Source organism: Methylovirgula sp. 4M-Z18 (assembly GCF_037890675.1).
Lineage (GTDB): Bacteria > Pseudomonadota > Alphaproteobacteria > Rhizobiales > Beijerinckiaceae > 4M-Z18.
Window position 1 is genome coordinate 1,344,420 of the sequence record NZ_CP149574.1, and the last position, 14,319, is coordinate 1,358,738.

Annotated in this window: 11 protein-coding genes and 1 tRNA gene; 11 read left to right on the plus strand and 1 reads right to left on the minus strand. The window is 57.8% G+C overall.

Features of this window, described 5'->3' with window-relative positions; translation table 11 throughout:
• Positions 1 to 46: 46 nt before the first annotated feature.
• From V9T28_RS06105 to V9T28_RS06115, 3 genes are all read left to right on the plus strand, one after another.
• A tRNA-Leu gene (locus V9T28_RS06105) sits at positions 47 to 133 on the plus strand.
• 401 nt (positions 134 to 534) lie between these two features.
• Entirely contained in the window at positions 535 to 1,341 is an 807-nt protein-coding gene (locus V9T28_RS06110; protein WP_116402390.1) for an arylamine N-acetyltransferase family protein, read from the plus strand.
• A gap of 442 nt (positions 1,342 to 1,783) precedes the next feature.
• A complete protein-coding gene (locus V9T28_RS06115) occupies positions 1,784 to 2,308 on the plus strand; it encodes a hypothetical protein (protein ID WP_116402392.1) in 525 nt (174 codons plus the stop codon).
• A 135-nt stretch (positions 2,309 to 2,443) separates the two neighbouring features.
• On the opposite strand, the gene V9T28_RS06120 is transcribed toward V9T28_RS06115, so the two are convergent.
• The gene (locus tag V9T28_RS06120; protein ID WP_116402393.1) at positions 2,444 to 3,130 is read right to left on the minus strand and encodes a LuxR C-terminal-related transcriptional regulator; all 687 of its coding nucleotides are present in this window, start codon (positions 3,128 to 3,130) and stop codon (positions 2,444 to 2,446) included.
• 1,532 nt (positions 3,131 to 4,662) lie between these two features.
• On the opposite strand from V9T28_RS06120, the gene V9T28_RS06125 reads away from it, so the two are divergent.
• The 8 genes from V9T28_RS06125 (at position 4,663) to tssH (ending at position 14,099) form a co-directional block, all read left to right on the plus strand.
• Positions 4,663 to 4,899, plus strand: coding sequence for a hypothetical protein (locus tag V9T28_RS06125; RefSeq protein WP_158554883.1), 237 nt, complete (start codon positions 4,663 to 4,665; stop codon positions 4,897 to 4,899).
• Between the two features lie 251 nt (positions 4,900 to 5,150).
• The gene (gene tssB, locus V9T28_RS06130; protein WP_199500252.1) at positions 5,151 to 5,669 is read left to right on the plus strand and encodes a type VI secretion system contractile sheath small subunit; all 519 of its coding nucleotides are present in this window, start codon (positions 5,151 to 5,153) and stop codon (positions 5,667 to 5,669) included.
• A 43-nt stretch (positions 5,670 to 5,712) separates the two neighbouring features.
• Positions 5,713 to 7,206 carry a type VI secretion system contractile sheath large subunit gene (gene tssC / locus V9T28_RS06135; RefSeq protein WP_116402395.1) on the plus strand — a complete coding sequence of 498 codons (1,494 nt, stop codon included), beginning with the start codon at positions 5,713 to 5,715 and terminating at the stop codon, positions 7,204 to 7,206.
• Between the two features lie 119 nt (positions 7,207 to 7,325).
• A complete protein-coding gene (locus V9T28_RS06140) occupies positions 7,326 to 7,814 on the plus strand; it encodes an Hcp family type VI secretion system effector (protein WP_116402396.1) in 489 nt (162 codons plus the stop codon).
• Between the two features lie 97 nt (positions 7,815 to 7,911).
• The gene (gene tssE / locus V9T28_RS06145) at positions 7,912 to 8,466 is read left to right on the plus strand and encodes a type VI secretion system baseplate subunit TssE (protein WP_147306505.1); all 555 of its coding nucleotides are present in this window, start codon (positions 7,912 to 7,914) and stop codon (positions 8,464 to 8,466) included.
• A 4-nt stretch (positions 8,467 to 8,470) separates the two neighbouring features.
• On the plus strand, positions 8,471 to 10,435 hold the full coding sequence (tssF, locus tag V9T28_RS06150; RefSeq protein ID WP_116402398.1) for a type VI secretion system baseplate subunit TssF: 1,965 nt from the start codon (positions 8,471 to 8,473) through the stop codon (positions 10,433 to 10,435).
• Positions 10,432 to 11,460, plus strand: a complete 1,029-nt coding sequence (gene tssG / locus V9T28_RS06155; RefSeq protein WP_116402399.1) for a type VI secretion system baseplate subunit TssG — start codon at positions 10,432 to 10,434, stop codon at positions 11,458 to 11,460. Before tssF ends, tssG begins: the two co-directional genes overlap by 4 nt.
• Positions 11,461 to 11,465: 5 nt before the next feature.
• The gene (tssH, locus tag V9T28_RS06160; protein ID WP_116402455.1) at positions 11,466 to 14,099 is read left to right on the plus strand and encodes a type VI secretion system ATPase TssH; all 2,634 of its coding nucleotides are present in this window, start codon (positions 11,466 to 11,468) and stop codon (positions 14,097 to 14,099) included.
• Positions 14,100 to 14,319 lie beyond the last annotated feature (220 nt).

Genomic DNA, 14,319 nt, shown 5'->3' on the forward strand with positions numbered 1-14,319 from the left:
GGACTTGTATGCTGCTGCCCGCGCCTGTAGGACAGGCGCGACCAGCGCGGACATGGCGAAACTGGTAGACGCAAGGGACTTAAAATCCCTCGGTGGCAACACTGTGCGGGTTCGATTCCCGCTGTCCGCACCAAACACATTCAAAAGTGTTGGCGCAACAATAAGCTAGGCGATATCAATAGGTTGTCGCAAGCTTGCGGCTACGAATGACCACTCCGTGCGGACTGCAGCGAGCGTTCATGCGATGACCCACTACGGATAGCTGTTTCCGGGGTGTCTCGGTAGAACTGCCAATCCTCGATGACGGGGCCCAGCGTCGCCCTCGCGTTTCGTCAAAACAACTCGAGACGCGCGCCTTGTGGCGAGAAATGCGCCGCTCTACGGCTCGCAATCGGAGCTAATGCGTTCCGAGACGCATTCCCAACAAACACCGATGGGGCCGTCTTGTAAAAGGCGGCCTGCAGCGGCAATCTCAGCGTCGGCGGGGGCGTCAAGCTCGAGAATCTCGGGCTTGTTCGGCTGGAGGAGCGTTCAATGGCGCACAGCTTTGATCTCGACGCCTATCTTGAGCGAGTCGCGTATCATGGGCCGGCAAATCCCGATTACGCGACGCTCAGCGGTTTGTTGATGTCGCATATGAATCATATTCATTTTGAGAATATCGATGTTTTGCTTGGACGTCCCATACGTCTCGATCTTGCTTCGTTAGGCGAAAAGATCGTAAGAGGCCGGCGCGGGGGCTATTGTTTCGAGCAAGCTACGCTGTTCCTCGCGGCCCTAAACGCTCTCGGCTTTGATGCGACCCCACACACCGCTCGCGTAACGCTCGTTCTGAAACCGCATGAGGCACCGCGAGGGCACATGTACATTCGCGTCCGGTTGCCGGAAGGTGACTTTATCGCCGATCCGGGGCTGGGCGGCGTCGGCTGCCGCGCTCCCATCCCGCTCAATGGGGCGCCGGTCCAGGAAGGTAATGAGTCCTATAGCTTCGCAAGCAACGAGCGTTGTCTAACGCTGAAGATCGACAGTCCGGACCGGAAGATCAACGCATGGATCGCTGGATTTGACGAAGACAATTGGGTCGATTTCGAGGTCGCGAACCATTGGGTTGCGACGCACGCTGCCTCCCCTTTTGTCAATCGGCTTATGATGCGTGCGATGATTCCCGGTGGTCGGGTCACTGTGATGAATCGTGATGTGACGCTTCGCCGAGGTGACAAGATCGAGACGCTCCAACTTGAAAGTAGATCGGAGTTACGTCGGTTGGTGCAAACGCACTTTGGGTTCGACTATGCCGAGATCGATCATATACGTATCCCATCCCTAGGTGACTGGGCTTAGACAAGGAAAGACCCTCTTAAGAGCGTGCTCTTGGCTTCAGCCTCACAAACGTTGCATTCGGGTCCAGTAAGGCCTCTCAAGGCTGCGCATCGACGCTTTGTAAGCCAATAGCTTATCTATGTAGCGGGGGCCGCCCGCGCTCCGCGCCTGGAGGACAGGAGCGACCAGCGCACATATCGCGAAACCGGTAGACGCGAGGGCCTTAAAAAGTCTCTTATCTCCCATTCTATGAAAAAGCTCCGGAGAAATAAGCGTGTGCATTTCAATGCGCTACATGGGGCTCTGATTGAAGGACGAAAACAGTCGAATCTGGGCCAGGTGCATTTCGGCGCAGGGAGCCCAGGCCACTCGAAGTTTGGCTCACCGGTCTCCCCAGTTGAGAGGATTATAAGATCATTCGGATCTGTCATTCTTCCTACATCACATTGCAAGGATTGGTCCCATGGCTGCCAATACCGGTATTATATTCGGCGTCATTGCCAGTAACGGCAGCGGTGTTCCGGGTGTTCAGGTATCGCTCAACTTCATCTTTGGAGATCCCAGCCAGGGATACATGTCCGCCGGAGCAAGCTGCGATGCGGGCGGCAACGTCGGAGGATTTCCCAAGACGCAGACTGGTGACGACGGAAGGTTCGTTTTGCCTTTTCTATGGCCCGGCACCGATATTGCAAAGGTTGTCGATGGAAAGGCGACCGCCAGTTTCCTTGCTATCCAATTCTACTCCGACGGAACCTACAGGTGTTTCAATAAACGCGTGCGGCTGTTCCTGGGCCTGGACATGAGGAAGCTAATTCAGGTCGGATACACCGACCCGACAGGATCTCCTTCGGATTTTGCTAATGCTGCCAAGGACTTTTATGCGTCCTATCGGGACATGCTGCCAGCGCATGGCGTTTTCCCAACCATATTGCCATTCAGTACGGAGGTATGGGGGCTGATCGGCGAGGTCTACGGCAGCTTCACCTAGGAGGCCCTGACAATCATAGCCGCGATGATCTACGTCGCGATGGGCAGCCTCCTTGTCCACCAGACCGCCTATTAATCAATTCTCAAGCAGACTCTTGGAGGCTGATTATGAGCCACAAGCCTTACGCCGACTATTTTAGCGCGGCATATTTATGACGCCCATGCTGGTGGCTTCGAACACGGCCTCCGAGCGCGAATTTACCTCGAGCTTCTGATAGATATTCTTGACATATGTAGCCACGGTACTCCGACCGATCTTCAGAATATCGCCGATCTCGATGAAAGAGAATCCGCGTGCAAGCAGCTTGAGCACTTCGAGCTCTCGCTTCGAGAGCAGTTCCAGGCCTTTCTTATCGGCATCCTGTTCTGACGGCTGAAATTCCTTGAGCAATTGACGGGCGATGACGGGGCTTATCGGCGATCCACCGCGGCGCACTTCGCGAATGCTCTCAGCACAACTGTCGAAGCGCTCATCTTTTAAAAGATAGCCTCGTGCACCGGCCTTGATGCTTCCCAGCACCTTGTCCTGATCGGCAAAAATCGTGATGACCATAATATCGATGGCAGCGGCCTTCCGGGCTGCGTGACGGATGAGGGGCATGCCGGAACCGTCTGGAAGCCCCAAATCGCACAACAGCACGTCAAAGTCACAGCAATCTATAAGGACCTTTCCGGTTGCAACGTTAGGTGCGGTGCCGACGACACAAATATCTGGTGCCGCCTCGAGAGCGGCGCTGATGCGCTCGAGGGCGGCGGGATCGTCTTCAATGACAGCAACTCGGATTACGGGCTGGGCTGCGTCTGCAACATTTGCTTTTGTCATTGGAGCATTCCGACAGAACGGACCATAGGCCAATCAAACCGATGGCGCACAGCGCCAAGTGGAGCACCTCGCTCAACCCGCTTTGGGGACCTTCATCTTGTGAATTTGCATCGGGCGAGTCCCTCCACCTTATGTGCATGCGCCAAGGTGAAATCACCATGATATTGTGCAACTTTAGCGCCGTACCAGATTGTGCACAATGGGCACCCGCATCGCCATCTGAACCGCGCTGCGGATTCTCTAACTCCCACATGCCCAGTCGACATCTATCGCTTCATCGCATGCTACATCTTGTGGCAAATCTTCTCACCCGCAATCCCCTATTTTGGGGGCTGTCAGGGGCGGGGCTTCATGATTTTGTATATCGGCAAGCCTCGGATGACTTTACCGGTCAAAGGGGCTGGTTGGTGCCGCAAGATCGGGAATCTAAACCGACATATTGTTAGGGGTGATCAACCCTCAATCCAGAAGAATTCGGCGTTCACGGGCTGGTGAGCAGACCGCGCCGCTCGTGGCGGGCACTACCTCGCCTTCGTCGTGCAATTCGACGCCAATGGCGGGACATTAGGTTGGAGTTCGGCCAGCTTCGATCTTGTGGGGAAATTCGGCTTCCCGCCGCCCACTACAACGACCATGGCTTTCTGTTTGGAACGATTTGGATCGGCATCGCGTAACGCGAAGGGCAACACACTATGCGGGATGATCTATCTTTCGCGTTGTGCCGAACCGCACATACAAGCAAACCCGACGTCATTAGGTTGAGACGCGGTTCGGAATGGTAAGTAGGAACGTCCATGCGCTGGGCATCCGTTCCCAAGTTTTTGTTTGCTGAACTTTTTTCTGTGTTGCCACCAACCTCGGCAGGAGCGGTCTGATCCGTCAGACATGCCACATCAAGCCGTAGGCGGTGGTTATCATTTGTCTGCAATCGACCGATTCAACTGATCGCTGCGTAGGCTCCCGACGAGAGGAACCCGACGCAGCCAAAAAAAGCAACCGAACCGCACCGTGGGCGCGGCCAGATTTGGGAGGCATCAATGACGAGTAAGTTCGGTCTGCGTCGGACGCTGCTGCTGGGCGTATTCGGAGCCGGTTTGGCTACTCTGGTTGCGGGCTGCGCGCCCCTCTACCGCGAGCCCCCAAAGCAGCGCGTGAGGGTCGATAACGACAGGCAAGGCGGTGGCGGCAACGGTGGCGGAGCTGGCGGCGGCAGTGGCGGCAGCAACGGTGGAGGCAGCAGCGGCAGCAGTGGCGGTAGTAGCGGCGGTAGCAGCGGCGGCAGCAGCGGCGGTAGTAGTGGCGGTAGCAGCGGTGGCAGCAGCGGCGGCAGCAGTGGCGGTAGTAGCGGCAGCAGCGGCGGCAGCAGCGGTGGGAGCAGTGGCGGTAGCAGCGGCGGAAGTAGCGGCGGTAGCTCCGGCGGCAGTAGTGGCGGCAGTAGCGGTGGTAGCAGCGGTGGCGGCGGCGGATGGGGTTCGGATCGACGTCTCAAAACCCATATCCATGCGGTCGGTCATTCCCCCAGCGGACTGCGAATGTATGCTTTCCGCTATGTCTGGGGCGGTCCGGCTTATGTCGGCGTCATGGCTCAGGATCTGCTCGTCGCTAGGCCCGAAGCGGTGATCGTCACCGACAGCGGATATCTTATGGTGGACTACGATCTCATCGACGTGAAAATGATGACCCTGACGGATTATCGCAAACGTGAGCGTCGCTTGGCGGCGCAATGCGGTTCGACCGTGGACCGTTCGAAACAAGGCTGCCTCGCATGATCGAGGCCTCGGTTGAAGATGAAGACGAGGCGCCTCTGACTGCCCCCAAAATAGGGGATTTCCAGCGGGCCCATTTGGAGCAAGATGTACGCAACCAAGATGGGTTTCGACCAAGCGCCCGAGAGACACGCATTGGGTACAAGAGATCATAGGCTCAATAGTCGAAACTGCAGTTTTTGAAGTATTTCCTGCGTAATATCCGAGAAACGCGGGAGTTGAGGCTGCTATACCTATAGGAAAGGTAGAAGATCATGGCTGACAGCGGACAAAAATTCATCAAGCGCAATCGCCCGCCGCGTGTCCAGATCCAATACGAAGATCCCTACAACGCAGAAAAGCTTGTCGAGATCCCATTTGTGATGGGGGTAATGTCGGATCTCTCCGGCAATGCCTCGGAGGTGGAGAAGCCCTCCATCGCCGACCGCAAGTATCTCGACATCGACATGGACAATTTCGACGATCGGATGAAGGCGATCAAACCCGGCATTGCGTTCAAGGTCACCAATCGCCTCGGCAACGCGGCGGGCGACGAGAAGATGCCGGTCAAGCTGAATTTCGAGAAGATGAACGACTTCAATCCGGCCCAGGTCGTGCGCGGCGTGCCTGCGCTGGCCAAACTGCTGAAGGCGCGCGAGCAACTCGCCAATCTTCAGCGCTACATGGATGGCAAGGTCGCGGCGGAAGATCAGATCAAGGCCCTGCTGAAGGATCCCGAACTTATGCGCCTGCTCAAGGATCATAGTGAGCAGACCAATCCCGAAGAGACCTGACAAACTCATCTGCCTGAAGCCCCAGCTCTAGGAGTTCAGCCATATGGCCGAAACAGCAGCCTCCAAACCGACCAGCACGACGACCGAGACGCGTGATCTGGACACCTTTTCAAGCTTGCTGCGGAAAAGCTTCAAGCCGCGCAATGACAGCGCCGCGAGTGAAGTCGAGAATGCCGTCGCGACATTGGTCCGGCAGGCGCTCGAAGACACCTCGTTGGTCAAAGAGGATGTACTCGATACGATCGATTCGATGATCGCCAAGCTCGATCAGCAGCTCTCGATTCAGCTCAACGAAATCCTTCACGCGCCCGAATTCCAGAAGCTGGAAAGCGCTTGGCGGGGTCTTAACTACCTGGTTTTCAATACTGAGACCGACACTACGTTGAAGATCCGCTTCATGAATGTATCTAAGGGTGAGCTCTACCGCGAATTTAAGGTCTATCCAGGTGCGCGGTGGGATCAGAGCCCGATATTCAAGAAGCTTTACGAAGCTGAATATGGGCAATTGGGTGGTGACCCCTATGGCTGCCTCGTGGGCGATTATTATTTCGACCATTCCCCACCTGACGTCCAGCTGTTGCGCGACATCAGCAAGATCTCTGCTGCGGCGCATGCACCGTTTTTTGCCGCGGCAAATCCCTCCGTGATGGGAATGGACAGCTGGAACGAGCTCTCCAATCCGCGCGATATCGCCAAGATTTTTGACACGCCGGACTATGCCGCCTTCCGTTCGCTGCGGGACCAGCCGGATTCGCGCTATGTTGGCTTGTGCATGCCGCGCGTGCTCGCCCGTCAGCCCTATGGCGCGAAGTCGGAGCCTGTGGAGGAATTCGCGTTCGAGGAAGATACGGACGGCCATCACGGCGCAAAATATGCCTGGATGAATGCGGCTTACGCGATGGCGGCCAATGTCAACCGCGCCTTTAAGGAGTATGGCTGGACGGTGCGCATTCGCGGCGTTCAGTCGGGCGGTGAAGTCATCAACCTGCCAACGCACACCTTCCCGACCGACGACGGCGGCATCGACCTGAAATGCCCGACGGAGATCGCGATCAGCGACCGCCGCGAAGCGGAAATTTCTAAAGCTGGCCTATTGCCGCTTATCCACCGCAAGAACACGGACAAAGCGGCCTTCATCGGAGCGCAGTCGCTCTACAAGCCGCATAAGATGGATACGGATGAGGCGACGGCTTCGGAAAATCTTTCGTCGCGCCTGCCCTACATGTTCGCCGTGTCGCGTTTCGCGCATTATCTCAAATGCATGGTGCGGGACAAGATCGGTGCCACGATGGAGCAGGATCAGCTGCAAAAGTGGCTGCAAACTTGGATCAATCGATATGTCGATGGAGATCCAAAAAATTCGACCGAGGCGATCAAGGCCAAGAAGCCCTTGGCTGCAGCTAAGGTCGAAGTATTTCCCGACGAAGAAAACCCGGGATATTACGCCGCAAGATTCTATCTGAGGCCGCACTATCAGCTCGAGGGAATGGATATTGGCATAAGTCTCGTTTCGAGGCTGCCCAATAGCCAGAAGTAGCACAAAGAACAATTCGATCTGCGCAAACGCTCGTTTGAGCGAACGATGCCGCATGCGCGGATGGGATAAACTTCACATCAGAAGACAGGGCCGATCCGGCCAACTCATAGGAGAGAAAAATGGCACAATCAGACGTACTTTTGCAGATCAACGGCATTGACGGCGAGACGCAGCAGGACGGTTTCGACGGGTATATGGAGTTGCAGAGCTGGGCCGTCGGCGCTTCGAACTCGAGCACCTTCGGTGCGGGCACTGGCGGCGGCAAAGGCAAATCGGTAGCGCAAGACCTGCACTGCACCAAATACGCCGACAAGGCTTCGGAAAATATTCATCAATACTGCCTATTCGGAAAGCACGTCGACACGGTCAAGCTCGTCGCGCGCAAGGCGGCCGGGGATGACAAGCTCACTTACCTGACCATTACGCTGACCAATTGCTTCATTACGAGCTTTCAGCAAAGCGGCGGCCCGGATGGTGGCACCGTGGAAAGCTTTTCCATCTGCTACGAGAAGATCCAGGGCTCGTACCAGCCGCAAGATGCGACGGGCGCCGCGGAGGGCGGAACGATCGATTTCACTTACAATGTTGCCTCGGGCAAGGACTCCTAGTCTTTGATCAAGTGCGGGGAGGCCGCCTGCCCAAGTTGTCAGGCGACCTCCTCCAAGAGAAGCGTTCCTTTCATCGGCACGCAGCGCGGATATTGATGTGAACCGTATTCGGACCACCAAACGTGATCGCTTCGTGCCCCCCGTCATGCACGCCTTTCGGGAGGCATTCCGCATGCGCGATGCGGCCAAGCCGATCGATAACCGGAACGAGGCGGGCGAACGAGTCATTGCAGGCCGGCGCACGTCGCCGCGATCTGCGGTCAGCGAAACTGCACTGCGAATCGAACTCGGCGAAGATCTGGCATCCTTGCTCAACACCGTGGACCTGGCGGCGATGGAAGATCTTTCCGGCCTCGAGGAAGTCGGTGCCTCGGTTCTGAATTTCGGTATGCCGGACCTGGCCGCGATCGTGGCGAATGCGGAAACGGCGCAGCAGATCGGACATGTCCTCAAGCAGAAGCTCGAGCTCTATGAACGCCGGCTGGTGCCCGGCACTGTGGTCGTTGTGGGCGAACCGTTGGACGATACAGCTTCAGGGCAGCTACGTTTCCATATCAACGCCGAAATGTATTCGACGCCGACCGATATTCCGGTCGAGTTTGTGGCCGACGTCGAGGCTGAGAGCGGCAAGATTAGAGTCTTCAGGTTGTGATGTCATGAATCGTGAATTCTTGGAACTCTACAACCGAGAACTCGGCATTCTGAAGGAGGATGCCAGACAGTTTGCGGTCGAGTTTCCAGGGGTCGCGGAGCGGCTTGGCGGGCTTCTGGAGAACAATACCGATCCGATGATTGGCGGTTTGCTGGAAGGAGCGGCCTATCTTGCCGCTCGCGTGCAGCTCAAGCTCAAGCACGAATATGATGAATTTACGAACAATCTGCTTGAGCAGCTCGTCCCGAACTACCTGGCGCCGATACCATCCGCCGCGTTGTTCTGCGCCGAACCCCCTTATGGCGACCCAAATCTCAAGAATGGCGTGAAGATCGCCGCCGGTTGCTATGCCGATGCCCGGTTCGTCGAGCGCGAGCGCCGTATTGCCTGTAAATATCGCCTCGCCTCCGAAATCACTTTATGGCCGTTCGAGATCGGCCACGCCGAATTCCTGTCCGGATCGGCTTCTTTGCAGGCCTTGGGCATTGAGACCAATCCCGCACCGATGTCTGGCTTGAGACTGTCGCTCGTGCAACGCTCCGCCGTCGATCGTGCGGCGGAGCCGCCCCATGAGCAAGCGGGGCAGAAGCCTGAGTGTTGGTTCGCCAATTGCAGCGCCGACGAGTTGCCGTTTCACATCGTATGTGGCGAGGCTGACGCCGTCCGGCTCTACGAGAAGCTGTTTGCACATACGATAGGAATCTTCTTGCGTTATCTCGACGATGCCGGTGATCCGGTCATTGTTCCGCTTCCGAAAACCTGTCTGGAGCAGATCGGCTTTGATCCCGACGAAGCGCTTTTTCCGTCTGACAAGCGCGTCTTCACGGGGTTCGACCTGCTGCGCGAATATTTCGTACTGCCCGCCAAGTTTCTCGGATTCAAATTGACAAAGCTGCGGCCGTTCCTATCCGCGATCAGGACCAATCGATGCGATATCGTCTTTGCGCTCGATCAGGCCGATGGCCGGCTGCAATCGGTCGTGCGACGCGACAGTTTTGCGATGTACGCAGGTTCCGCCTCGAATCTGTTTGAGATGCAACTGGCCCGGGTGCCTGTAAGAGACAATGCATACGAATACCATGTCGTTACGGACCGGTCGCGGCATCTCGATTTCGAAGCGCATCGCTTGGTCAAGATGTTCGCGCACGTGACTGGCAGTGGCGACAAGCTGGAAGTGTTTCCCCTTTACGCAGGGCCGCCACGCGGGGTTTCTGCAAGCGAGACGATGTTTTATACAGTGCGGCGCGCGCCCCGCCGCCGCTCGCAGGAGGAGCGACGGAGCGGGCAGCCGAGTCAATATGTGGGGAGTGACATGTTTGTCATGCTCACCAATCACCGCGATCGAGCTGACAAACTCAAGATCGCCGAACTCAGTTTGCGGGCGCTCTGTTCGAACCGCCATTTGACCGAATATTTACCGGTCGGGCAGGGCGGTGCTGACTTCATTCTCGAAGACAGGACGACGCTTAAGGTCGCGTGTATCGTCGGGCCGACCTTGCCACGCGACTCCATCGTCACGGATCCCGATTCACGCACCCGTCAGGCCGCCGGAGCAACGTCGGCGTGGCGGCTTATCAGCATGCTGAGTCTCAACCATCTCGGCCTTGCCGAGAATGAAAAGCAGGATTCCGCGGCGCCGCTGCGCGAAATCCTTTCGCTCTTTGCCAATCACACCAACGCCGCGATCGAGCGGCGAATCCAAGGCATCATGGGAGTCAAAAGCAGGCCGATCAACCGCCGCGTCCGTCAGCGCAGCGGCGCAGGCGTCGTCCGCGGGCTCGAAGTCACGGTCACTCTCGATGAGAAAAATTTTGAAGGCAGCGGCGCCTTTCTATTGGGCGCGATCCTCGATCGTTTCCTGACCGAATATGTGGGCCTCAACACGATTGTCGAAACCGTTATTCGGTCAGCCGAACGCGGCGAGATCATGCGCTGGCCAGCGCGACTTGGACGGCGGCATTCCCTATGAGCACGGTCGGCCAACTTTTCGGCGAAGCGGGGGAATACGACTTCCTTGATCTCATGCGCCGCCTTGAGCATCTCGCCGATGCCAAGCCACGCATCGGGGAAAGCGGCTCGTCCGCCGAGGCGGTGGTCGCCCTCGGCCAACAGCCCCATATCGAATTTCCCGATTCCAATGTGAGCCGCATCGTGCTGCGAGCGAACGGCAAGGTCGAAGTTGAAACCCGCTTCCTTGGCATGCTGGGGCCGCAAGGTGCGCTGCCGTTGCACACCAGCTACGAGGCGACTCATTGGGCCAATATGCGCGATGTCGCGTTCGCGCGCTTTCTCGATATCTTCAACGATCGCTTCCAGCAATTGTTCTTTCGAGCCTGGGCGAACGCGAAGCCCGCGGTTCAGGCGGACCGTCCAAAGGAAAATCAGTTCCTTTCCTATATCGGTGCCACGATCGGGATCGGAACGCCGGCGATGCGCGGTCGTGGTCACCTGCACGACTTCTCGAAGCTGGCGCTCGCCGGATTGATGGCACCTGCGGTGAAGAGTGCCTCGCGGATCGAGGGCATCCTGGGGTGGTTGTTCAACGCCAATGTCAAAGTGCAGGAGTTTGTCGGCGTCTGGTTGCCGCTTGAGGCACGCGAACAAGCGGTTCTTGCTTCAGGCAGTTGTGCGTTGGGTGTCGACAGCATCATTGGCCGAGCCGCTTATAGCCTCGCAGACAAGTTCCGGATCAGGTTGGAAGTCGAAGATCTAAGCGAGCTTGAGACATTTTTGCCGGATGGCGTTCACTTTGAATCGCTCGCGGACGCCGTGCGTTTCTATTTGGGCGACAGCGTCATCTATGATGTCGAGTTCGGGCTGTCCGAAGGCAAAACGAGGCCCGTACAGCTTGGCGGCTTCGGCCGCCTGGGTTGGACGTCGTGGATGGGCAAACGGGCTGAAGGTCCTGATGCAAGCGATCGTGTTCGGTGGGATTGTCACTTTCATCCCGCAGAAATTGGCGCCGCACGGCGTCGCAAACTATCACAGGGGTAATGTCCATGGCCGATGTTAACCTCGAAGTGCTCACTGGGAAGCTCAATCCGCTCGGCTACGAGAGCTTTATGCAAGCGTTCCGCCTGGCACAGGGCGCCGGCAACCGCAACCTTGAGCTTGCGCATTGGCTGCAAGTGCTTCTCCAAGCGGGCAGGAACGACTTGGCCATCACGACGGAGCATTTCAAGCTCGATCAGGGAAGCCTGCTGGCCGACCTGAGCGCCGTTACGGCCGGCTTTGCCATGAACAAGACTGAGCTGCCTGGATTTTCGGACGACATCTTCGACGCGCTCAGCCAAGGCTGGAACTACGCGACATTGATGTTTGGCGAAACGCAGGTTCGGACCGGGCACATTCTCACGGCTGTGCTGAAGGATCCGCGTCTCGCACGAACGCTGCATGGATTGTCCAAACAGTTTCGCAAGATCGACGTGGAAAGCCTCACCAACGAACACCGCAAGATCTGGCGGGACTCGGTCGAAGAGAACATGCGTCCGATGGACGGTTCGGGACTGGTCGCAAAGAGCGCAGGTGGCGAGTCCGAACATGCCGCCAAAGGGACCACTGCGCTCGATCGCTTTGCCATCGATCTGACGCAGCGCGCCGCAAGCGGCGCAATGGACCCGATCGTTGGTCGCGACGAGGAAATCCGCCTGGTCGTCGATGTCCTCATGCGCCGGCGCCAGAACAATCCCATCCTGACCGGTGAGGCGGGGGTCGGCAAGACGGCAGTCGTCGAAGGCTTTGCGCAACGCATTGCCGCGGGGGATGTCCCACCGCCGCTCAAGGGCAGCAAGCTCTATGCGCTCGATATCGGATTGATGCAGGCTGGCGCCTCGATGAAGGGCGAATTCGAGCAGCGTCTGCGCTCGGTAATCGATCAGGTCCAGGCTGCGGCAACGCCGACAATATTGTTCATCGACGAAGCGCACACCCTGATCGGCGCGGGAGGAGCGGCGGGAACGGGGGATGCAGCCAATCTGCTCAAGCCTGCGCTGGCACGGGGCACGCTCAGGACGATCGCTGCCACGACCTGGTCGGAATATCGCCAACATATCGAGAAAGACCCCGCATTGACGCGCCGCTTCCAGCCGATCAATGTCGGCGAGCCCGGGCTGGAGCAGTGCTGCAACATGATGCGTGCTCTGTTGACCCCGATGGAGGAACATCACAAGGTCCATATTACCGACGACGCCCTGGTTGCAGCTGTCAAATTATCCAGCCGTTACATCCCCTCGCGCCAATTGCCGGATAAGGCCGTGAGCCTTCTCGATACGGCAGCAGCGCGCGTGGCAATATCGCAAAACGCGACGCCCGCGGCCGTCGAGGATGCGCGCGTTGCCGTCGCCGCGCACGAGCGGACGTTGCGAGCGTTGGAACGGGAAAGCGACATCGGCAGCGCCGACGAGAAGCGCATTGCCATCGTGAAGGATGAAATCACGCAGGCCAAGGCCAAGCTGGAGGAGTTGGAAAAAGCGTGGGACGGCGAGAGAGCCATGGTCGAAAAACTGATGGCGGCTCGGCGCCGAATTGCCGACGCTGGGCCGGACACAGAGACCGCTCGGGAAGAACTCTCTGATATCATCGATAGCCTGGGCCAGATCGATCCGGAAAAGCGGATGGTCTATCCCTATGTCGACGAGCAGTCCGTGGCATCCGTGGTGTCGGACTGGACCGGCATTCCGGTCGGTCGCATGGTGAAGGATGAGGTTCAGACCGTCCTCACCCTCGCCGATATCCTGGCCAAACGGGTGATCGGTCAGGACCACGGCCTCAAGATGATTGCCAAGCGCATTCAGACCAATCGCGCCAAGCTGGATAATCCCAACAAGCCCATTGGCGTCTTCATGCTCGCCGGACCATCTGGCGTCGGCAAGACGGAGACGGCGCTGGCCTTGGCCGAGGCCCTCTATGGCGGTGAGCAGAACATGATCACCATCAATATGTCCGAGTTTCAAGAAGCGCATACGGTCTCCACGCTGAAGGGGGCTCCTCCGGGCTATGTCGGATATGGCGAGGGCGGCCGACTGACCGAAGCGGTCCGCCGCCGCCCCTATAGCGTCGTCCTTCTCGACGAAGTGGAAAAGGCCCATCCCGATGTCCATGAGATCTTCTTCCAGGTCTTCGATAAGGGCGTGATGGAGGATGGATCGGGCCGCCGGATCGATTTCAGGAACACGCTGATCATCCTTACGACCAATGCCGGAACAGAGATGATCATGGATGCTGCTGCGAGCGGCGCCGAGAAGCCGGATCCGGAGCAACTCGCAACAGATCTGAAACCGCATCTCCTGCAGGTGTTTCCGCCGGCGCTTCTGGGTCGCATCGTCACGATCCCGTATTATCCGCTTTCGGGGGACATGTTGGGTGCCATCGTGCGGCTGCAACTGGGCCGCATCGGCAAGAGGCTCGCCGACAATCACGGCGCCACGTTCACCTACGACGATGCCGTGGTGGAGAAGATCGTATCCTTGTGCAACGATCCGGACTCCGGGGGACGCATGGTCGACAACATCGTCACCAATACGTTACTTCCAGCTCTGTCGCAGCGGATTCTCGGCAAGGCGATTGCCGGCCAAGAGATCAAGGACGCGCGCGTTGGCATAGAAGAGGGCGAGTTCACCTATGTCGTGGACTAGAGCGTGGCCCATAACCATCAGGGGATTTCAGCGGCGCGAGCAATCGTCCCCATGATGTTCTTGACGCTGCCGTCAAATCGAGCGGCGATGTGGCAGCAGTCCTTGAGACGACCGAAGGTGAATACAATTAGGTCCATTGTCGACGCGCCGCGTGTTCGGCTTCACAATGGAATCACCGCGCGGCTTCATCGAATACACGCGACGCCCGGTGGAAGGCAGC

Bases quoted from the DNA above. Each gene is read 5' to 3' on its own strand.
- V9T28_RS06110 (WP_116402390.1), top strand. From the start codon at position 535: ATGGCGCACAGCTTTGATCTCGACGCCTATCTTGAGCGAGTCGCGTAT.
- V9T28_RS06115 (WP_116402392.1), top strand. From the start codon at position 1,784: ATGGCTGCCAATACCGGTATTATATTCGGCGTCATTGCCAGTAACGGC.
- V9T28_RS06120 (WP_116402393.1), bottom strand. From the start codon at position 3,130: ATGACAAAAGCAAATGTTGCAGACGCAGCCCAGCCCGTAATCCGAGTT.
- V9T28_RS06125 (WP_158554883.1), top strand. From the start codon at position 4,663: ATGTATGCTTTCCGCTATGTCTGGGGCGGTCCGGCTTATGTCGGCGTC.
- tssB (WP_199500252.1), top strand. From the start codon at position 5,151: ATGGCTGACAGCGGACAAAAATTCATCAAGCGCAATCGCCCGCCGCGT.
- tssC (WP_116402395.1), top strand. From the start codon at position 5,713: ATGGCCGAAACAGCAGCCTCCAAACCGACCAGCACGACGACCGAGACG.
- V9T28_RS06140 (WP_116402396.1), top strand. From the start codon at position 7,326: ATGGCACAATCAGACGTACTTTTGCAGATCAACGGCATTGACGGCGAG.
- tssF (WP_116402398.1), top strand. From the start codon at position 8,471: ATGAATCGTGAATTCTTGGAACTCTACAACCGAGAACTCGGCATTCTG.
- tssG (WP_116402399.1), top strand. From the start codon at position 10,432: ATGAGCACGGTCGGCCAACTTTTCGGCGAAGCGGGGGAATACGACTTC.
- tssH (WP_116402455.1), top strand. From the start codon at position 11,466: ATGGCCGATGTTAACCTCGAAGTGCTCACTGGGAAGCTCAATCCGCTC.